This is a genomic window from Moraxella sp. K23 (assembly GCF_041154765.1).
GTDB classification, from domain to species: domain Bacteria; phylum Pseudomonadota; class Gammaproteobacteria; order Pseudomonadales; family Moraxellaceae; genus Faucicola; species Faucicola tetraodonis.
This window is the reverse complement of the sequence record NZ_AP031595.1, coordinates 1,553,196-1,572,869: the sequence shown is the minus strand read 5'-3', so window position 1 is coordinate 1,572,869 and position 19,674 is coordinate 1,553,196. Positions and strand designations below refer to the sequence as shown.

The window sequence follows — 19,674 nt, the reverse complement described above, 5'->3', positions numbered from 1 at the left end:
GCTACCTTTTTTTATATCAATCCTTATTTAACGTCTTTCCAAAATTCTTTATTGAGTAAGTACACTGGAATTAATAACGCAAGTAAGAATAAGATGACCCAAAAACCATATACTTTACGTTGGTGCGCTTGCGGCTCTGCCATCCACGCCATAAAGTTGACGATATCACCAATATTACGACGATATTCTTCTTTTGAGGTGTTCATTTGCATATCATGAAGGACGAACGGCATGGCAACATTCGGCAGTACGATATTGTTGGCACCCCAAGGACGACTTGGATCTTCATAGAAGGCTAACAAGTACGTATAAACCCAATCATTACCACGTAGACGGGTTTCAAGTGACAAATCAGGTGGCTGGGCACCAAACCAAGCTTTTTGAAGCTCTGGGTCCACGCCTGCATTGATATGGTCACCGACTTGGTCAGTGGTCAGCATCAAGTATTTTTCCACCAACTCTTTTGGAATGTCCAAGTCTTTGTACATTTTTGAGTAGCGAACATATTGCGCTGAGTGACAGCCTGCACAGTAACTCATAAATAATGAGGCACCACGTTGAATGGACGCTTTATTGGTCAAATCCACAGGAGCGGTTTCACAAGCCAAATGCGCGTCTTTACCCTCAACTGTTTTGTAGGTGCCACAGCCGCCTTCGCTAGCTTGTGCGGCTGTCGCGCCCAAACCTAGTGCAACTGTCAAACCCAATCCAGCAACTAATTTTTTAACCGCTTTCATTAGTGACCTCCAGTTACACGTTCAGGTGGCTGTTTGCAAGTTTCAATCGATGTATAGATTGGCATTAGCAAGAAAAACAAGAAATACAAAATAGTACAAATACGTGCCACAATCGTTGCGGTATCACTTGATGGAATTACCCCTAAGTAACCTAAGATCAAGAAACTAACAACAAAGATAGCAAGCGCAATTTTTGACAAAATACCCTTATAACGCATTGAACGCACGGGCGATTTGTCTAACCAAGGCAATACAAATAAAATAGCAATTGATGCTGCCATCACAATAACACCCGGCAGGGCTGAACCAAACATAGATGGGGTTGCACGTAACATCGCATAAAAAGGCGTATAGTACCAAACAGGGGCAATGTGAGCAGGTGTCTTAAGTGGGTTTGCTGCTTCAAAGTTTGGTGGCTCAAGGAAGAAACCGCCGCCTTCTGGGAAGAAGAATACCACGGTAAAGAAAATGATAAAGAATACCACGATACCAATCATATCATGTACGGTGTAGTACGGGTGGAAAGCCACGCCATCAAGGGGTACACCATTTTTATCTTTAAGTTTTTTGATATCAATACCATCTGGGTTATTAGAACCAACATGGTGCAATGCTACCAAATGAACAAATACCAGACCCACTAAAATCAAAGGAATCGCAACAACGTGCAAGGCGAAGAAACGGTTTAAGGTAATACCCGAGATGATATAGTCACCTTTTACCCATTCTCCCAATGCATCACCAATAAATGGAATCGCGGCTGGTAAATTTAAAATAACCTGCGCACCCCAGAAAGACATATTACCCCAAGGTAATAAGTAACCGAAGAAACCTTCTGCCATTAAGCACAGATAGATACCCATACCGATGAGCCAAACCAGTTCACGGGGTTTTTGGTATGAACCATACAACAAGCCACGGAACATATGCAGATACACGACCACGAAGAATGCCGAGGCACCAGTGGAGTGCATATAACGGATTAACCAACCACCTTGTACATCACGCATAATGTATTCTACAGAAGCAAATGCGCCTTCTGCACTTGGGTTGAACATCATGGTTAGCCAAATACCCGTCACTAACTGATTGACCAATACCACCATTGATAATACGCCAAAGAAGTACCAAAAGTTGAAATTCTTTGGTGCGTAATACTTTGACATATGGTATTCATAAGTTTCTGTCGCTGGAAAGCGCGCATCCACCCAATGCATAAATTTCTTTGCACTCATATTATGCCCCCACCGTTAAGATAGTACCGCTGATGCTATACTCAGGAACTGGCAAATTACGAGGCGCAGGTTGACCCTTAAAAACACGTCCAGCTAAGTCATACTTTGAGCCGTGACAGGGGCATAAAAATCCGCCAACCCAGCTGCTGCCACCCAAATCTGCTGCGCCGACATCAGGACGATAACCTGGTGCACAACCTAAGTGAGTACAAACCCCTTCACACACTAGAACTTCACTATTGTCTTTTGAGCGGCTATTATTTTTGCAGTAGTCAGGTTGTAATGAACCTTCTGATTTTGGATCGGCAAGTGATGATTCTACTTTTGATAAATTATCCATCATCTCTTTGGTACGTTTGACAAGATAAATCGGTTTACCACGATATTTGATAACAATCATTTGTCCTGCTTCGAGTTTGCTTAGGTCTTGGCTAACAGGTGCGCCCGCAGCTTCTGCTTTTGCACTTGGATACCATGAACGCACAAACGGCGTAGCAATAGCAGCGACACCGACTGCGCCCATAGCGGCAGTGGATGCGATTAAAACTCTTCGACGCTTAACGTCGACGCCTTCGGCATGGCTCATTAAGAACTCCTCCAGATTAATGAAGTGGGTAACCATATTCCCACACTGGGTTTGTGGCTATTGTAAATCAGTTGTTACAGAATTGCCACCTTAGCTGTGCCTAAATTACGCTAATTTTGCTATTTTATGCTATTTTTGCAATAAAATAAATTACCTAAGGTAAATAAAAAAGACCCTTGCAGTAAACAAGAGTCTTTTTTGTAAACGCCAAAAAACGCGGTCGATACGAGAATTTCGACCACGAAAAATATTAACGTTTTGAGAATTGGGGACGTTTACGTGCTTTACGTAAGCCCAATTTTTTACGTTCAACTTCACGCGCGTCACGAGTCACAAAGCCCGCTTCTTTAAGCGCTGGTTTTAAGGTTTCGTCTGACTCGATCAATGCACGGGTGATACCGTGGCGAATCGCGCCCGCTTGACCATTGATACCGCCACCTTTTACAGTCACATAAATATCATATTTGCTAGCAGCATCCAGTAATTCTAAAGGTTGACGAACAACCATTACTGATGTTTCACGACCAAAGTATTGATCAAGTGGTTTACCGTTGACGACGATGTTACCTGTACCCGCAGATAAGAACACACGAGCTGTTGAAGTTTTACGACGACCTGTACCGTAATTGCGTTCCATGTGTTACTCCTTAGATATCTAATACTTGAGGTTGTTGAGCAGTATGAGGATGCTCAGTACCTGAGTAAACTTTTAACTTTTTAATCATCGCATAGCCCAATGGACCTTTTGGCAACATACCTTTAACCGCTTTGTTAAGTACGTCAGCAGGTTTGTGTGCGATAAGTTTGGTAAAGTTAGTCTCTCTGATACCACCTGGGTAACCGGTGTGACGGTAGTATTTTTTGTCTTGCGCTTTTTTACCAGTCACGGCAACTTTCTCAGCATTAATCACAACGATATAATCGCCTGTGTCAACGTGAGGGGTGTAAGAAGGCTTATGCTTGCCACGTAAGCGTGATGCGATTTCGCTCGCCAAGCGACCTAATGTTTTACCTTCAGCGTCGACGATGTACCAATCGTGTGTCACTTCATGTGGTTTAGCACTGATAGTTTTCATGTTTAAAAACCTTTTTGAGTTAATAGTTGAGAGTGAGTGTCTGGGAAACGAGGGCTCTCAAAATTACGAACGCATATTATAGGGATTAAGATAGTGACTTGCAATACAAGTCAAGCATTTTTAAAAAATAAACTTGCAAAAAATAGGCAACTAAAATTGCCTATTTATATCAATCGGCGTATGCGTGCACAATCAGACATTAAATCTAAAGTGCATCACATCGCCATCTTGCACGATGTAGGTTTTACCTTCGAGGCGAGATTTACCTGCCGCTGCCGCGCCTTTTTCACCGTTGTATTCAATAAAATCATCAAACGCAATCACTTCGGCACGGATAAAACCACGCTCAAAGTCGGTATGAATCACGCCTGCTGCTTCAGGGGCAGTCGCACCGACTTTGACCGTCCAAGCGCGCACTTCTTTAACCCCTGCGGTAAAATACGTTTGCATATTAAGCAGCTCATAACCTGCGCGAATCACACGGTCAAGCCCTGCCTCAGTCATACCCATACTTTCTAAAAACTCTTGTTTTTCATCGTCATCCAGCTGGGCGATTTCAGATTCGATTTGGTTGCATAGCGCGACCACCAACGCATCATCTTTTGCCGCAAATTCCCGTACTTGGTCAAGATAAGGATTGTTGTCAAAGCCATCCTCGCTCACGTTGGCAATATACATGGTCGGTTTTAGGGTGATTAAACCATAACTGCGGATGATTTTTTTCTCATCCTCGTCCAGATTTGCCATGCGCGCAGGCTTACCATCGGCTAAAAATGGCTCAATTTTGTTAAACACATCCAGCATGGCTTTGGCGTCTTTATCACCGCCTTTGGCTTTTTTACCGACATTGATAATCGCACGGCTGACTGCTTCAAGGTCAGCTAGCGCAAGTTCGGTATTGATGGTTTCGATATCGGATAATGGGTTGACGCGCCCATCGACGTGAATCACGTTGTCATCATCAAAGCAGCGCACCACATGGGCAATCGCATCGGTTTCACGGATATTGGCTAAGAACTGATTACCCATGCCTTCGCCTTTGGATGCACCTGCCACCAGACCTGCGATATCCACAAACTCCATTGAGGTGGGCACAACGCGCTCAGGTTTGACGATATCGGCAAGTTGCTTGAGACGTGGGTCGGGTACGGGTACAATCCCAGTATTGGGATCTTTGGTACAAAATGGGAAATTTTCTGCCGCAATCCCAGCTTTGGTCAATGCGTTAAACAGGGTTGATTTACCAACATTTGGCAGTCCGACGATACCACAATTAAAGCCCATATAATGCTCACTAAATAAAGGGTTAGTTAAATTTGTTGCATTATAACAACTTAGTCATCAGAATTCGACAGGCGATTGACGCATCAAAAAATTGAACCATCAAAAATTTAACCCATCAAAAATTTGTAGCATGATATAAACTACAAAAATTTAAATTGAGCGATTGGGCAGATTGTTGTCATGAAATTGTCATAATGGAGCGTCAAGCTATGCTATAATTATCAGCTTGATAGTGATTTGTGTCTGATTACGGTGAGAGTTATCGTGTACTGCGCAACATTGATAATTATTTCATTTTTATAGGAATGTTTTGAGTGACAGTCTCTGCTTTTTTATCCCATCAGCCTAGAAAACGTTTTGGGCAAAATTTCTTACATGATCAGGTGATTATTGGGAGAATTATTGACAGTATTCATGCAGATCGCGATGATTTGATGGTTGAAATTGGTCCAGGCATGGGCGCGATTACTGAGCCGCTACTCAAGGAAGTCAATCGCTTGACTGTTGTCGAGCTTGATACCGATTTGGCAGACAGCTTGCGCATTCGCATTGGCGCCAATAGCAATGAGGGCTTAACCATTGTCAAAGCCAATGCCATGGAAGTGAATTACCGTGCGCTATTCCAGCAAATCATTGGCGATAACCCTAATGCTACCACCGACAAGAAAATGCGCATTGTCGGTAACTTGCCATACAATATTTCTACGCCGTTATTGTTTCATTTATTAAGTTTTGCCGATGTCATTGAAGACATGCATTTTATGCTACAAAAGGAAGTGGTGGATCGCATCACCGCAGAGGTGGATAGCAGAGAATATGGTCGCTTATCCGTCATGATGCAGTATTATTGTGAAACCGATTATTTACTGACGGTGCCAAATGGGGCATTCAACCCCCCACCCAAAGTGACGAGTGCGGTATTTCGACTCAGACCTTATCAACAAAAACCGATTGTGGCTGACGATGAAAAGCTGTTTGCCCTTGTGGTGCGTGAGGCATTTAATCATCGCCGTAAGACACTGCGCGCGATTTTTAAAAAATCGCCGATTTTGCCTGCGGTCACAGAACCCCAGCTTGTGGCATGGGGACTTAATCCACTGGCGCGTCCCGAGACCTTATCAGTACAAGATTTCGTGACTTTAGCAAACGGCATTGCGGCAAATGGTTAATTTTTTTTTGTAGCTGTTTAAAATTTTACTTTCAAGATGTATGAGGTGTTATGGGTTTTCGACATCAATTTGTCATTGGCGATATTCAAGGCTGTTATGCCGATTTGCAGGCACTGCTCAAGCAAATTGGGTTTGATGAACAGCAAGACAAATTATGGTTTGTCGGCGATATCGTTGCACGCGGTGAAGACTCGCTGAGCGCGCTGCGTTTGGTAAAACGTCTTTGCCAAGCTGGTGCTGCCGAAATGGTGTTGGGCAATCATGATATTAACTTAATCGCCGTATGGCGTGGTGTCATAAAGATCAAAAAAAAGGATAGAACCCAAGCGATTTTTGACGCCCCAGATTGTGATGAATTACTCAATTGGCTTCGTCGCCAGCCGCTGCTTGTCTATCCCAATGATAAAACCGTGATGGTGCATGCAGGCATCCCGCCAAACTGGAGTATTACCCAAGCAGCCATGCATGCGTCAGAATTGCAAACTCAGCTGCAAAGTAGCTTATGGCAACTCGATAGACTGCTGCCAAACCTGTATAGCGATACCGCTGTTCCTTGGTCAAATATGCTGACAGGCTACGCGCGTATGCGAGCGATTTGCAATTATTTTACTCGTATGCGCCTGTGTCAAATGGACGGCACGCTAGAGTTTAGCTTTAAATCCAGTTTGGATGATAAAATGCCAGAGGGGTTTCGTCCGTGGTTTGAATGGCAAGTGCCGCGCGAACGTAAAATCTTATTTGGTCACTGGGCGGCGCTAAAAGCCAAAGTGGATTTGGCAAATGCCAGAGCGACTGACGCAGGGTGTGTGTGGGGCGGCAGTATGATGGCATACCGCCTAGAAGATGAGCAAATTACCTGTCAAACTTGTAAAGCAAAATAACCTTTCTTTGTAAAGCAAAATGACCCTAAAGTTACCGAGCGAGCTGCAGCAGCTGTACAAATGCTTTGGGCAAACGGGTAGGGCGAACTTGGGTTTGCCCATTTTCATCTTTGCTAGTAGCCACGCATACAATACTTATCTCAGCTTTGCTTAACAGCTGCTGGTGGCTATCATAAATCCGCTGCTCAAGCTGTAATGACGCAGATTTACAGTCTGCCGTCTCAATCGCAACGGTGACTTCGCTATCAAGCAGAATCGGACGCAAATAGCGGATGTTGGCTTGGCTCACTACAAATTGGATATCAGGTTTGCCACTATCGCTATGGTGAGTAACGTCATGACTCACAGCCTCGGCTGAATGCGCTTGATAAAAATAACTGGTCATCCCCAATGCACGTAACCAGTCGCGGCGACAACGCTCAAAAAGCTTTAAATGATTGGCGTGATACACAATTCCGCCTGCATCGGTATCTTCTAAATAAATACGGTATTGGTTGGCATAAACAGGCTGAGTGCTTGATTGAGTGTGGGGCTGATTCTGGAGCTGGGTCACGTGGTATCCTTAGATTAATAATATTAACAATAAATTCAGTAATTTTTAAAAACCACAAAGTGATAGCATAAAAAAAAGAATGGCGTTAAACCATTCTTTTTTGAAAATTTGCCGTTTTTTATACACATACTCATCAAGTCAATTGACGATGATTGACTTTGTCTAATTTTAACGCCTCCAAATAACTGCGAATATGGGTGACGTAATCTAAGCATTGCACGTAACGGCTATTGCTTTGACTATTGACTTTCAAATACTGATACACGGCTGCCCAATTGTTGCCATCAATACCGCGCTTTTGCAAAATCTGCTGGATATCTTTAATCGCTTGTGGACCCATATTGTAAGCCGCTAGGGTAAACCATACCCGATCCGATGCTGGTACTTGGGCAAATTCATGTTGCAGCTGACTGAGATACTTAGCGCCGCCTTGGATGCTCTGCGTCGGGTCAGTCCTATTATCAACGCCCATCGCATTGGCAGTGGCATTGGTTAACATCATGATACCGCGCACACCCGTTGGCGAAGTGGCTTCTGCATCGAGATGCGATTCTTGGTACCCCATTGCCACAAGCAGTTCCCAATCAAGACGGTATTTGTTTGCTGTCTGCTTAAAAGATGGCTCATAGATGGGCAACACGCGTGTCATGGTATCGGCAAAATGTTGTTGATTAAACGGCTCTGCCAATGGTGTTTGACTATAAAACGCGGCTAAATGTTGATTACGGGTGAGCGATTGACCGCCACAAAGGAAGTTTTTTACATCGTCGTTGAGTTTGACATCGTTGGGGTTTAGCTGTATGGCAACATGCTCGTTGAGACCCTGCTTTGATAAATAATCTTTGTCACAGCTTAGACTCAGCGATGATAACGCAGTGGCGTTTTGGTAATCCGACCCATTGGTCAAGGCAATATCGGCTTTGCCCGTTTTGACAGCCGCCATCGCGTCCCCATCAGTGGCAAATACTTGTGTGCTCATGGTAACATCCAATCGCTTGGCATAATGGCGCATGACATCATAGCCAAAGCCGTGCTCAAAACCATCTTGAGCAAAATAGGTGGTATTACCATTGACGGTGGCAATACGCAGCTGCTTTTGAGATAGAATACTATCAAAAGTCGCCATTTTTGGTGCTGCAACCATGCTAGTAGGTGAGGCAAGGGTATTAGCATTGCCATTGTCGACTTTGTCAGTAACGCCCATCTGAGTGGCAACATAAGCTAAGGGCAAACCAATCCCCATCACAGCTGCCAGCTTTTTACTGGCACTCAACCATTTTAGCGGCTTGATAAAGCGATCAATGAGCCGAGCGGACGGATTAGCCAGTTGCCCCAAATCTTGCACGTGGCTAGGCACCGCTGGCACACGAGACTGGGCAATTTTTGGCGACATCACCCCACACAAACAAGGCTTGAATTGAATCGGAAAGAATTGCAAGCGTTTAAATTGGGTCGCGTATTTACTAAAGTGTAATAAAGGGTGTTGAAACGGGTATAAAGTTAAAGGGCTTAAAAATGCTTTGACCGACATCGAAATCGACGCAGGATAGGTCAAAGCCAAATCATCACAATACTCAAATGATGAGTTTAGCGGCATGTGTCACTCCACGGTGCACATACGTTAGATACGTTAAATTAATAAAAAACAACTATGCCAAATGAAAACATTTTATGAAACTAAGAACCGAATCGATAGTCACGCCCAGTACCCGTCAAACTAAGCACCAGTTAAACCTAGTACTAGTCAAAATAAGCACCAGTCAGCCAAGCCACATAAGTACATGGCTTAATCCAACTATCTAACTCTATCCTAAATCTAGCCAAAAAAGCTTCCATCCAAAATAGGTCGTTATTAACTTAACGCTAAAAAAAGAGCCAAACAGGTTGGCTCCCCTTATACCTAGGACGGTGATAAATCCCTATCCATCGTAGAGAACTATCGAAATAAATAATAATCAAGTACAACCCGAAAAAGGGTTAAAATTTTTGTAAGTACTGGCAAATTAAAAATTTTTTAATAAGCCCAAGCACTTACCTAAAGAATTTAACGTAGGGTAACGTATGGCACGCATAAAATAAATAAACAATAACAATATTTACTGCATGGCATTACAGTTAGTTATATGAAACAATGGGGGTATTGTAGTGAAATTAAAGTTACGCGTCATGTGGTTGACGGTAACGAAAGGCAAATTTATGATAAAAAGCGTAAAAAACCCGCTAAAATGCAATTAACGGGTAATAATTAGTCAATAAATTGCCCGATTTTACACAGGATTATCGATATCGACAAAATCAACGGTCAAAGCAAGATTTTCTTTGACATAATTCCCCAATGCAACCACACCACCTCGCTCGGTGGCATGATGTCCACAGGCAAAATAATCAATACCCAGCTCACGCGCTATGTGAGTCGTTCGCTCTGATACTTCACCGGAGATATAGGCTTGACAACCCATTTGTGCCGCTTGCTCAATCATATCCTGTGCGCCACCCGTACACAGACCAATGCGCGAAATTGTTTGATTACCCCCGGATAAATGTAGGGGCGGACGGGTTAAGGTAGTCGATAGTTTGTTGGTGAGAGCTGCAATCGACAACGGCGCTGCTAAATCCACGATATTACCAATCGGATGTTTTTCATTAGGGTATAGCGGCGACAAATCACTCCAGCCCAGCGCTCGCGCTAATTGGGCGTTATTGCCCAATTGGGGATGAGCGTCTAACGGTAAATGATAAGCCAGTAAGGAAATGCCGTGTTGCATCAACAAACGAATACGCTTGCCTTTCATGCCAATTAATGGCGCAGGTTCCCCTTTCCAAAAATAGCCATGATGCACCAAAATCGCTTGGGCATTGTGCGCAATCGCTTGTTCAATCAATGCCTCAGAGGCTGTGACACCGGTGAGGATGTGCTGTATCGGCTGCCCACCATCCACTTGCAGACCATTGGGACAATAATCTTGGAATTCATTAATTTTTAATAGCTCATTTAACCGATGCGCCAATTGAGTCGGACTCATTGAAGTTGCAGGTTGGTTCATTGTAGTTTCCAAAATTGTATCTTTCAAAATTCTGTCTTCCAAAATCGTATCTGCCAAAAAGTTATCATGTTTCTACAGTATTTAGTGTTTCATCAATTATTTAGGTAGTTTGCTTGCCGTGTCATTTGGGGTGATATTGTCGACCGCCTTTTGCACCACTTTTTCTTTAATTGCCTGTTTTTTCTCTGCAATTTCTTCATCAGTCAATTTTTCCGTATGGCTGATATTGTCGATATGGGGCATAGTAGCATGCGGATGTTCTTCTGGCTGTGATGTCAGGGCAGTTTTATGTCCTTTATTATTTTTACCATCGTTTGCAATCGGTTTGTCATCATAGATAATATTACCATCGCTATCGATGAGCGCATAGTTCATCGGCTGTTTACGCGGGATAAAAAAGTCAGAGGGTTGGGTCATCAAATGCGAGGCGACCAATTCAAATAAGAATTTCCACTCAAAGACTTTCACGTCACGCGCGCGTAGGGCGGTTATTAACGCGAGTGAAAAACTCACCAACAAGTTAATCATACCGATGACCATCACTCCAAATAGGCTAACCAAAATAATACCGATTTCTGGAAACTCGCCCGTGTTGGCATAAATATTAAAAATCCCATGAATAAAGTTGGCAGATGCAAAGGCAATGTGGCGAATATCGAGCGGCAAGCCAAAAATATAACCGATGGTCGCCGTACTACCTAAAAAGCAGCCGAATAAAAAGTTGCTCATAATCGCACCCAGATTGCGCTCGATAAAATCGCTAAAACGCAATAACGTCACAGGTCTCATTATCCGTTTGAGGGTAGGATGGTTGCGGATACGCTCACCAATTTTGTTGTGTACCGCAAGATTATCATAATAGCCTGCAATCAACCCTGAAATATACAAATACACCCCAGCAATCGCGGCATGAAAGATAGCAAGCGAGGTAAACGGGTTGAGATCATGCAGCAAGTGCTCTGCGCTAGCTTCCGATGTTAACGGACGACCCAGTCCATACAGCCACAGGGACGAAATCAGTAGCGCAATGGGCATTGCAATTGAAATATTACCCATAATGGCAATAAACTGGGTGCGCATGATATCAACGACCAATTCTGTCAATTTGGTAAATCGTGCCGCTTTGCGTCCTTTTACCTCTGAGATGGTTGAAGCAATCGCGGCAGCCGTCATGGCAGGCTGTTTGGTCGCCACTGTACCGCCAATGATATGAATTGCCACAAAGCCAAGACCGTAAATCATACTGTTTAAAAAAGCCACGCCAAAAGGTGCCAGCGGTAAGGATTTCCCTAGGATTTTAAGGGTCGCCATACAGCCGATGAGTAGACCACCCAATGCTGCTTTTTTATACATACGGCGATAGCCCGCTTTATCGGTACTGATATAATGCTCGCCGACCTTACTGGCAGTCTCAGTCACACGGCGCGACAAGAGCGCGGTATTGATGCCAAATAAATATCTAAAACTACTGCGGTGGTATGAATCTTCATACAACGTGTTAATGAGCTCTATGATGGTTTTTTTCTTGATATGATCGTTGTCAGATAGCAGTGACACCAACAATTCAAGACGCTGCAGGCTTTGCTCAAGGCGCACCAACATATTGGTGGTACGCACAGTAATACCGGTTCGATGTATACGGCGACGGATGTTTTGCATCATAGTACGCGCTTGGTCGGTCAACACTAAAATTTGACTGCTATCCACCTCAGGCTGTGGCATCGCTTGCTCATCCCCTGGCTGCATGCTGAGCTGGTATTGACTGACAAATTCAGCGACTTCGCGATTTAGCGCAATGAAAGTATCTTGATTGTCAATCGGATTGGGAAACGCCTTTATTAAATCAGCATTGAGCCCGATGCCGTTGATACGCGCAGTTAAAATAGTAATGGCTTTGAGCACATTGGCTTCAAGCGCTTGCACCAATGCTTCTTTGCCTGCGGGTACTTTAAGAATAAGTATCAGTTCAATCCACCAGCGCTCATGGATTAAGCGCACCCAGTAGCGAGTTTTTGGAGTGGCAAAAAACGCATTAAATAAGCCAATCAAATCGCGGTCATCGGGTACAGAGGGTAATAGCTTTTCACCGACCAAATCAAAAAATTGCGAAGTAAAGCCAGCGTCTGACAAGATACCCAAATCCGTGTATAGCGACACCTGACGATAACGACTAATCAAGGTAAGCATAAACACACAAAACCCTTCTGCCCACACACGATTGCCGCGCAATAGTCGAACGAATAGTGCCATCTGTTCATTGGCGGTCGTAGCATCATTTGCGCGGTTACGCAAGGTATCTAGCAGTTGTTTAAATAGGGTAACTTGCGGAAAGTCACGCAGCGCATTAATTTCGTTTAAAATAGTAGTTAAACGCGCTTCTAAGGTTGGCATCACCTTCAATTGGTCTGCCATATCCGCCGCATCATAACGATGTTGGGCATTGGGTAACGTATCTTGATTATTAGGTTGCGATAAATTCGTCAAACTAACCTCGAAGTAAACAGAAAATTGAATCGTTTTTTTAAATAGGGTGAATCACAACTATAAGAAAAAATACGAAAATAGATATCTTAAGATGAAAATTTAATCGACTCATCAGAAAAAATCCATCATTTATTTGCAACAAAAATCTTATGGGCCAAGGTTTAAAGACAGTAAGGGATAAAATAACGCGACGTGTTACCGCATTCATGTCTTCGAGAAAACAACCTGACTGATTATCCTAATTGATTATCTAGCTGCAGCGATTATACTATAGTTACTCTGTTGACTGATTTTTTTCTATGGCATCGACTATAACTACCCAAGCAAAAAGCACCAAACAACCCAATATCGAATCAACACACAATGAGGTAACCCAATACTACTATCCAGATCCCGTGAGCCAACAGGTGATACAGCAGTGGCTATTTATGGATTTACTGCCGTGGCAACAGGCAACTTGGCAGTATTTGACCACCCATATAGACGCCTTGCCGCACGCGATGTTGTTTGCAGGCAATGCGGGGACTGGTAAACGTGCTTTTGTGTATCGGTTTGTCGCATGGGCATTGTGTGAGAATCAACGGGACAATGTACAAGGTGTGGCAACTGCCTGTGGGCAATGCCAAAGTTGCCAATGGCTGATTGCCAATACCCACCCCGATCTTTATCAAATTCCCACACCCACCGTGGCGCGTGACGCGTCGCCCAAACCTAAAGTAAACAATGCTCTTGTGGCGCAAGCCCCAACCCATCAGTCAAGTTATAGCATCAAGATTGACGAAATTCGGGAATTACAGCCGTTTGTCACGCAGTCGAGTGGCGGATTAAGAATTGTGGTTATTCACCAAGCGGATGCGATGACTCTAGCAGCCAGTAACGCGCTTCTTAAGACATTAGAAGAACCTGCCGAAAATGTATTAATGCTATTAATTAGCGATAGTCCTTCGCAGCTACTGCCAACGATTCGCTCGCGGCTACAGGCATTTTCAGTGAGCCATGTGACCCCCGATCAGTCAATGCAAGCGATGCAGCAGTTATTGCCAAATACCGATACTGCGACGCTACAACAAGTCAATGGATGGTCTGGTTATGCGCCTTTTTTGGCACTGCAAATGTTACACAGCGAATGGTATCAACACCGCCAAACTTGGATAAACAGCTTTCAAGCGGTTCGTAGCGGGCAACGTACGCCTGTACAAGCCAGCAACTATTGGCAAAAAACGCTGACATTGACGGACTTTTTGTACTTGTCGCAAGCTTTGTTAATACCATTGGGGCAATTTGCCGTCGGTATCTCAGCGTCATCCAATGACTTAGATTTTGGCAAGCTGCAGCCACTACCGACATTAAAGCAAATTAGCCAATTACAACAGGTCATCGATCAAATCTGGCAAGATAGACAGCAACATATCCAAGATAAGTTATGCTATGATAAAATTTTTAGCACCATGCTTGATTGCTAATTTACTCAATTATCTATATTACCCAATTATCTATATTATTTATCATTCACCATACGTTGGTAACCCCATGCGTTAGTAAAAGGAACAGTGATTATGGCAATGCCATCTCGTGGCGGTATCACCACCATTAACTATGATACGATCGAAAAATTGTATGCTAGCTATCTGCCTTTTATTGAAAACGGTGCGTTATTTATTCCTACTAACCAGCAGCAACAACTAGGCAGTCAAGCCTTTGTGGCAATCACCTTGCCAAATTCGAGTGAGAGAATGCCGCTGCATGGCAAAGTGGTGTGGGTCAACCATCGCGCACAGGCACAGCGCCCTGCAGGCTATGCGTTACAGCTTGGCAAAGACGAAGCAGGGTTACGTATCAAAAACGAAGTTGACCGGCTGTTAGCGGGTCATATCAGCTCAGATAAACCCACCTTTACGCTATAAATTTTGGAAACTGTTGAACCTTTGGCAGTTTTAGCCTGTGATTGTTAGAAGCCAGCGATTGCTAAAGGTGAGCTTATGCTTAATCCGGTAAGTCGCTAGCTTTTTTTCTTCTATCGCGCAATGGTTAATCATCACTCTGCGTATCGGTGCATTTCTCGTTTTTAGTCCCTTTTTGCATTGGCAAAAAATGAGACGCAATTTAGTCAATCCTTGTGTCAAATTACTTGTATAAAATAGCTTTCAGGCGTAAAATATACGACTATTTTTGCTTTGTTCCTAAGAATGGCATGTCACAAACGTTAACGCAACCGTCTTTTGATCTAACCGCGAGCCTGCCCGTCATCACCATTGATGGCTCAAGTGGTGCAGGTAAAGGTACATTGACGGCAAGACTGGCAAAGCTGCTGGATTATCAAATTTTAGATTCAGGAGCGCTGTATCGGATTGTGGGGCTTGCAGCCCACCAAGCGGGTTTGTTAACGGACAGCATTGATGAAACTGCGCTAGCTGATTTAACCCAATCGTTAAAAATTGAGTTTGCAGCCGCAAAAGCGGGTTCTGAGCATGTGACAGTGCTCGTGAATGCCAACGATGTGAGCGAAGTGATTCGCACCGAAGAAGTGGGGAACTTTGCGTCAAAAGTCGCGGTATTTCCGAAGGTGCGTCAAGCCCTATTGGATTTACAAAAAAATATGGCAACGTCGCAAGGCAACCCAAAAAAGGGTTTGATTGCAGACGGGCGTGATATGGGCACAGTGGTTTTTCCCGATGCGGCGCTGAAAGTTTATTTGGTCGCATCCTCTGAGGCACGAGCCGAGCGCCGTGTCAGTCAGTTAACCCATGCTGGCAAACAGGCAGATTTTGAGGAAGTTTTGGCACAAATTATTGCGCGTGATGAGCGTGATAGTACACGCAGTGCTTCACCGGCTAAGCCTGCCGATGATGCGATAGTGATTGATAGCTCAGCCATCGATGCTGAGCAAGTGTTTAAGCAAGTTTGGCAACTGTGTGTTGAACGTGGTTTGACAATTAACTAACTATTTTTTAACTAACAGTTTTTAAAAATTTTATCGATTTTTTATAGGCACTAAAACCAGCCTTATGTTTATGAAAAATCTTAATTTGAACCGTACTGTGCTGGACAGGCTACGGCTATACAAAGGTAAATTTTATGATGGAATCATTTGCTGAACTGTTTGAAGCAAGCCAAGTACTTGACGTAGAACGCGGTGCAGTTATCTCAGGTACCGTAGTTGCGATTGATAGCGACTGGATTACCGTAGATACGGGTCTAAAATCAGAAGGTATCGTTGCGCGTTCAGAATTTTTGAATGAACAAGGCGAGCTTGAAGTAGCAGTTGGCGACCAAGTTCAAGTCGTTGTAGATGCGGTTGACAATGGTATGGGTCAAACCCTATTGTCACGTGAAAAAGCAAAACGTGCTGAAACTTGGAACGTACTTGAAAAACTTTATGAGAACAATGAGATCGTAACCGGTCTTATCTCTGGTAAAGTTAAAGGTGGTTTCACGGTTGATATCGGTTCAGTACGTGCGTTCTTACCAGGTTCATTGGTGGATACTCGCCCAGTACGCGACACTGCGCACTTAGAAGGCAAAGAGCTAGAATTTAAAGTCATCAAGCTGGATCAAAAACGCAACAACGTCGTTGTTAGCCGCCGCGCTGTGATGGAATCTGAAAATTCAGCAGAGCGTGAAGCACTACTATCTAACCTTGAAGAAGGTCAAGAAGTGGTCGGCGTGGTGAAAAACTTGACTGATTACGGTGCATTCGTAGACCTAGGTGGTATCGATGGTCTATTACACATCACAGATATGGCATGGCGCCGTATCAAGCACCCATCAGAAGTGGTTGAAGTGGGTCAAGAATTAAAAGTTAAAGTATTAAAATTTGACCGCGAACGTAACCGTGTCAGCTTAGGTCTAAAACAACTAGGCACTGACCCATGGCAAGACGTTCTTAACAACTATCCAAAAGGTACTAACGTTAAAGCACGTGTAACCAACCTGACTGACTATGGTTGTTTTGCTGAAATCGCTGATGGTATCGAAGGCTTGGTACACGTTTCTGAAATGGATCATACCAACAAAAACATCCATCCTTCAAAAGTAGTACAAATCGGTGACGAGATCATGGTTCAAATCCTTGATATCGATGAAGACCGTCGTCGTATCAGCCTAGGTATCAAACAAACCATGCCAAACCCATGGGAAGAGTTTGATAAGAACCACCAAAAAGGCGATAAAGTATCTGGTACTATCAAATCAATCACTGACTTCGGTATCTTTATCGGTCTAGAAGGTGGTATTGATGGTCTAGTTCACTTATCAGACCTTTCTTGGACTGAAAGTGGTGAAGAAGCGATTCGTAACTACAATAAAGGTGATACCGTTGAAGCGGTCATCTTGTCTGTAGATGCAGAAGCTAACCGTATCAGCTTGGGTATCAAACAACTTAACAGTGACCCATTCAACGAATACCTAGTATCAAATGATCGTGGTGCAGTAGTGAAAGGGGTAGTAACTGACGTTGATGCCAAAGGCGCTAAAGTAAAACTAGCTGATGATGTAGAAGGCTACTTACGTGCTTCAGAAATCCAACAAGACAAAGTAGATGATGCGACCACTGTACTGAATGTCGGTGATGAAGTTGAAGCGAAAATTGTTAGCGTGGATCGCAAAACTCGCGGTATCAACCTATCAGTTCGTGCAAAAGACGAAGCAGAGCAACGTGATGCTATCAAAGCATTAAGTTCAAATGCAGCAGCTGATACCCAACCAAAAACCATTGGTGACTTAATCAAAGAGCAACAACAAAACCAATAATCGGTTTTGTGAGTGATAAAAAAAGCGACTAACTTAGTCGCTTTTTTTTATTTTCACCTTTTAGGTAGCAAAATGGAATATTTAGTCTAAAAAAAGCCGCCGAATTTAAGGTGGTTTTGTTATAATATGCGAAGAAAAGTAATGAAATGTAATTTTTCATTATTAGAATTGTTAATAGATTGCTGGATAAACTTGAACTGTAACGAAGTTTTTAAAACCATCATTCTGTAATTTAGACTACGACAGTTACGTTTAGCGTGTTAGGGGTAGTATGGAAAAAGTGTTAAACAAATCTGATTTGATCACTAGATTATCAAGTGAATGTGAGAATATACCAGAAAAAACCATTGAGGATGCCACCAAGCAAATCATTGATTTGATGGTCGATACCTTATCTCAAAACGGACGTGTCGAGGTACGCGGTTTTGGTAGTTTTAGTTTGCATCATCGTGAGCCACGTGTGGCGCGCAACCCTAAAACAGGCGAGAAAGTTACCGTGAAAGCAACGGCGATACCGCATTTTAAACCTGGCAAAGCATTGCGAGAGGCAGTCAATCATCATCGTTAGTTGCGGTTTTTGAGCCATTTAACGTTGTTGAACTTACGCTATGGTTTAATATATGATTGATCAAAAAGAGTGGACAAAAAATCCACTCTTTTTTTTGAATTATCTGTAATAATAGTGGCATTCAAAAATGTAGATTGATTAAAATAACCAAGGAGGAAACTATGCGTTACCTGTTAGCGATTTTGTTGTTCGTGGTCGTTGGTTATTCATTGATGTTGGTATTGGTGAATAACAACCAAGTCGAAGTAAATTTACTGTTTAGCCAAGTGCCACAAATGAGTTTGGGGTTACTGCTGATTATTAGCATTGTTTTAGGGGTCATCGCGGGACTATTGATGGGGTTGATTTTATTTCGTGTGTTACAGATGAAACTGGAAAATCAGCGCTTATCTAAAGAGTTAAAGCAAACCCAAGAAAAATTGATGCAAACGCAGCATAATTATGAACAGCATTTAGCGCAAACTAGCAATGCAACGATTGCACCTACCGTAGCCAACCCTAATTTACCACCCGTACGATAAGCAATCCATACTATCATGTTAAAAAAAAGAGTCAGTTTGTTATGAATCAAGTGGCAGTACCGCAAGCAACATCACTCATCAAATCAGCCATCAAGTCACCCATTATCGTGGCATTGGATAACATGGATGACCGTCAGGCATTAAGCTTGGCGGATAAATTGGATCCTACATTGTGCCGGGTGAAAGTTGGCAAAGAGCTATTTACCAAATATGGTAATAGCTTAGTGACATCCTTACATCAGCGTAATTTTGAGGTGTTTTTGGATTTAAAATTTCATGATATCCCCAACACCACTGCGCAGGCGGTATTAGCGGCGGCTGATTTGGGGGTGTGGATGGTCAATGTACATGCCAGTTCGGGGCGCAGCGCCATGCAAACGGTGAAAGCGCGTCTATCAGCGCAAAACTACCAAACCTTAGTGATTGCGGTGACGGTGCTGACCTCTATGTCACAGCAAGATTTGGCTGAAGTGGGCATCACTGACTCGGTGGAACATCATGTCAAGCGACTAGCATTATTGACGCAGCAATCTGGGCTTGATGGGGTGGTTTGCTCTGCACAAGAAGCCAATGTGCTTAAACAGCTTTGCGGCAAGGATTTTCTGTTAGTCACCCCAGGTATCAGGCTGCCAGAAGACGCCAGTAATGACCAAACCCGCATTTGCACGCCCAAAGATGCCATAGCAAATGGGTCTGATTATTTGGTGATTGGGCGGTCAATCACGGCGGCAGCGGATCCCACTGCAAAACTGCAATATATCTTGGATACGTTAAAATAATCCATTTC

General features: G+C 43.4%; 19 protein-coding genes. 9 read left to right on the top strand and 10 right to left on the bottom strand.

Features of this window, described 5'->3' with window-relative positions:
- Window positions 1-23 precede the first annotated feature (23 nt).
- The 6 genes from ACAM37_RS06895 to ychF form a co-directional block, all read right to left on the bottom strand.
- Window positions 24-737, bottom strand: coding sequence for a cytochrome c1 (locus ACAM37_RS06895; protein WP_060994769.1), 714 nt, complete (start codon window positions 735-737; stop codon window positions 24-26).
- The gene (locus ACAM37_RS06890) at window positions 737-1,954 is read right to left on the bottom strand and encodes a cytochrome b (RefSeq protein ID WP_175405749.1); all 1,218 of its coding nucleotides are present in this window, start codon (window positions 1,952-1,954) and stop codon (window positions 737-739) included. Before ACAM37_RS06890 ends, ACAM37_RS06895 begins: the two co-directional genes overlap by 1 nt.
- Before the next feature lie 19 nt (window positions 1,955-1,973).
- Window positions 1,974-2,558, bottom strand: coding sequence for a ubiquinol-cytochrome c reductase iron-sulfur subunit (gene petA, locus ACAM37_RS06885; RefSeq protein WP_007116512.1), 585 nt, complete (start codon window positions 2,556-2,558; stop codon window positions 1,974-1,976).
- Between the two features lie 250 nt (window positions 2,559-2,808).
- Window positions 2,809-3,195 carry a 30S ribosomal protein S9 gene (gene rpsI / locus ACAM37_RS06880; protein ID WP_007116510.1) on the bottom strand — a complete coding sequence of 129 codons (387 nt, stop codon included), beginning with the start codon at window positions 3,193-3,195 and terminating at the stop codon, window positions 2,809-2,811.
- 10 nt (window positions 3,196-3,205) lie between these two features.
- Complete coding sequence (rplM, locus tag ACAM37_RS06875) at window positions 3,206-3,634, bottom strand: 50S ribosomal protein L13 (protein ID WP_007116509.1); 429 nt, start codon at window positions 3,632-3,634, stop codon at window positions 3,206-3,208.
- A 192-nt stretch (window positions 3,635-3,826) separates the two neighbouring features.
- Window positions 3,827-4,918: a redox-regulated ATPase YchF gene (ychF, locus tag ACAM37_RS06870; protein WP_062334373.1), complete on the bottom strand. Its 1,092-nt coding sequence runs from the start codon at window positions 4,916-4,918 to the stop codon at window positions 3,827-3,829.
- A 314-nt stretch (window positions 4,919-5,232) separates the two neighbouring features.
- Here ychF and rsmA point away from each other — a divergent pair, with 314 nt between their 5' ends.
- Window positions 5,233-6,087, top strand: a complete 855-nt coding sequence (gene rsmA / locus ACAM37_RS06865; protein ID WP_309592838.1) for a 16S rRNA (adenine(1518)-N(6)/adenine(1519)-N(6))-dimethyltransferase RsmA — start codon at window positions 5,233-5,235, stop codon at window positions 6,085-6,087.
- A 50-nt stretch (window positions 6,088-6,137) separates the two neighbouring features.
- A complete protein-coding gene (locus tag ACAM37_RS06860; protein ID WP_309592839.1) occupies window positions 6,138-6,968 on the top strand; it encodes a symmetrical bis(5'-nucleosyl)-tetraphosphatase in 831 nt (276 codons plus the stop codon).
- Window positions 6,969-6,999: 31 nt separating this feature from the next.
- On the opposite strand, the gene ACAM37_RS06855 is transcribed toward ACAM37_RS06860, so the two are convergent.
- The 4 genes from ACAM37_RS06855 to ACAM37_RS06840 form a co-directional block, all read right to left on the bottom strand.
- Complete coding sequence (locus tag ACAM37_RS06855; protein ID WP_369625836.1) at window positions 7,000-7,521, bottom strand: thioesterase family protein; 522 nt, start codon at window positions 7,519-7,521, stop codon at window positions 7,000-7,002.
- A 133-nt stretch (window positions 7,522-7,654) separates the two neighbouring features.
- The gene (locus tag ACAM37_RS06850; protein WP_369625835.1) at window positions 7,655-9,118 is read right to left on the bottom strand and encodes a transglycosylase SLT domain-containing protein; all 1,464 of its coding nucleotides are present in this window, start codon (window positions 9,116-9,118) and stop codon (window positions 7,655-7,657) included.
- Between the two features lie 670 nt (window positions 9,119-9,788).
- Window positions 9,789-10,565: a Nif3-like dinuclear metal center hexameric protein gene (locus ACAM37_RS06845; RefSeq protein WP_472826312.1), complete on the bottom strand. Its 777-nt coding sequence runs from the start codon at window positions 10,563-10,565 to the stop codon at window positions 9,789-9,791.
- Window positions 10,566-10,661: 96 nt separating this feature from the next.
- Window positions 10,662-13,049, bottom strand: a complete 2,388-nt coding sequence (locus ACAM37_RS06840; RefSeq protein WP_369625834.1) for a site-specific recombinase — start codon at window positions 13,047-13,049, stop codon at window positions 10,662-10,664.
- A 299-nt stretch (window positions 13,050-13,348) separates the two neighbouring features.
- Between ACAM37_RS06840 and ACAM37_RS06835 the strand changes: the two genes are divergently transcribed.
- From ACAM37_RS06835 to pyrF, 7 genes are all read left to right on the top strand, one after another.
- Window positions 13,349-14,512: a DNA-directed DNA polymerase gene (locus tag ACAM37_RS06835; RefSeq protein WP_369625833.1), complete on the top strand. Its 1,164-nt coding sequence runs from the start codon at window positions 13,349-13,351 to the stop codon at window positions 14,510-14,512.
- Between the two features lie 93 nt (window positions 14,513-14,605).
- The gene (locus tag ACAM37_RS06830) at window positions 14,606-14,953 is read left to right on the top strand and encodes a PilZ domain-containing protein (protein WP_313091703.1); all 348 of its coding nucleotides are present in this window, start codon (window positions 14,606-14,608) and stop codon (window positions 14,951-14,953) included.
- A gap of 287 nt (window positions 14,954-15,240) precedes the next feature.
- Entirely contained in the window at window positions 15,241-15,990 is a 750-nt protein-coding gene (cmk, locus tag ACAM37_RS06825; protein WP_369625832.1) for a (d)CMP kinase, read from the top strand.
- A gap of 137 nt (window positions 15,991-16,127) precedes the next feature.
- Window positions 16,128-17,798 carry a 30S ribosomal protein S1 gene (gene rpsA, locus ACAM37_RS06820; RefSeq protein ID WP_050324503.1) on the top strand — a complete coding sequence of 557 codons (1,671 nt, stop codon included), beginning with the start codon at window positions 16,128-16,130 and terminating at the stop codon, window positions 17,796-17,798.
- 271 nt (window positions 17,799-18,069) lie between these two features.
- Window positions 18,070-18,366: an integration host factor subunit beta gene (locus ACAM37_RS06815; protein WP_036603685.1), complete on the top strand. Its 297-nt coding sequence runs from the start codon at window positions 18,070-18,072 to the stop codon at window positions 18,364-18,366.
- Window positions 18,367-18,527: 161 nt separating this feature from the next.
- Entirely contained in the window at window positions 18,528-18,887 is a 360-nt protein-coding gene (locus ACAM37_RS06810) for a lipopolysaccharide assembly protein LapA domain-containing protein (protein WP_219330980.1), read from the top strand.
- 77 nt (window positions 18,888-18,964) lie between these two features.
- Window positions 18,965-19,666, top strand: coding sequence for an orotidine-5'-phosphate decarboxylase (gene pyrF, locus ACAM37_RS06805; RefSeq protein ID WP_369626845.1), 702 nt, complete (start codon window positions 18,965-18,967; stop codon window positions 19,664-19,666).
- Window positions 19,667-19,674 lie beyond the last annotated feature (8 nt).

What these genes read in the sequence shown, in the direction of transcription:
- ACAM37_RS06895 (WP_060994769.1), bottom strand. Translation starts at nt 737, where the DNA reads ATGAAAGCGGTTAAAAAATTAGTTGCTGGATTGGGTTTGACAGTTGCA.
- ACAM37_RS06890 (WP_175405749.1), bottom strand. Translation starts at nt 1,954, where the DNA reads ATGCATTGGGTGGATGCGCGCTTTCCAGCGACAGAAACTTATGAATAC.
- petA (WP_007116512.1), bottom strand. Translation starts at nt 2,558, where the DNA reads ATGAGCCATGCCGAAGGCGTCGACGTTAAGCGTCGAAGAGTTTTAATC.
- rpsI (WP_007116510.1), bottom strand. Translation starts at nt 3,195, where the DNA reads ATGGAACGCAATTACGGTACAGGTCGTCGTAAAACTTCAACAGCTCGT.
- rplM (WP_007116509.1), bottom strand. Translation starts at nt 3,634, where the DNA reads ATGAAAACTATCAGTGCTAAACCACATGAAGTGACACACGATTGGTAC.
- ychF (WP_062334373.1), bottom strand. Translation starts at nt 4,918, where the DNA reads ATGGGCTTTAATTGTGGTATCGTCGGACTGCCAAATGTTGGTAAATCA.
- ACAM37_RS06860 (WP_309592839.1), top strand. Translation starts at nt 6,138, where the DNA reads ATGGGTTTTCGACATCAATTTGTCATTGGCGATATTCAAGGCTGTTAT.
- ACAM37_RS06850 (WP_369625835.1), bottom strand. Translation starts at nt 9,118, where the DNA reads ATGCCGCTAAACTCATCATTTGAGTATTGTGATGATTTGGCTTTGACC.
- ACAM37_RS06845 (WP_472826312.1), bottom strand. Translation starts at nt 10,565, where the DNA reads ATGAACCAACCTGCAACTTCAATGAGTCCGACTCAATTGGCGCATCGG.
- ACAM37_RS06835 (WP_369625833.1), top strand. Translation starts at nt 13,349, where the DNA reads ATGGCATCGACTATAACTACCCAAGCAAAAAGCACCAAACAACCCAAT.
- ACAM37_RS06830 (WP_313091703.1), top strand. Translation starts at nt 14,606, where the DNA reads ATGGCAATGCCATCTCGTGGCGGTATCACCACCATTAACTATGATACG.
- cmk (WP_369625832.1), top strand. Translation starts at nt 15,241, where the DNA reads ATGTCACAAACGTTAACGCAACCGTCTTTTGATCTAACCGCGAGCCTG.
- rpsA (WP_050324503.1), top strand. Translation starts at nt 16,128, where the DNA reads ATGGAATCATTTGCTGAACTGTTTGAAGCAAGCCAAGTACTTGACGTA.
- ACAM37_RS06815 (WP_036603685.1), top strand. Translation starts at nt 18,070, where the DNA reads ATGGAAAAAGTGTTAAACAAATCTGATTTGATCACTAGATTATCAAGT.
- ACAM37_RS06810 (WP_219330980.1), top strand. Translation starts at nt 18,528, where the DNA reads ATGCGTTACCTGTTAGCGATTTTGTTGTTCGTGGTCGTTGGTTATTCA.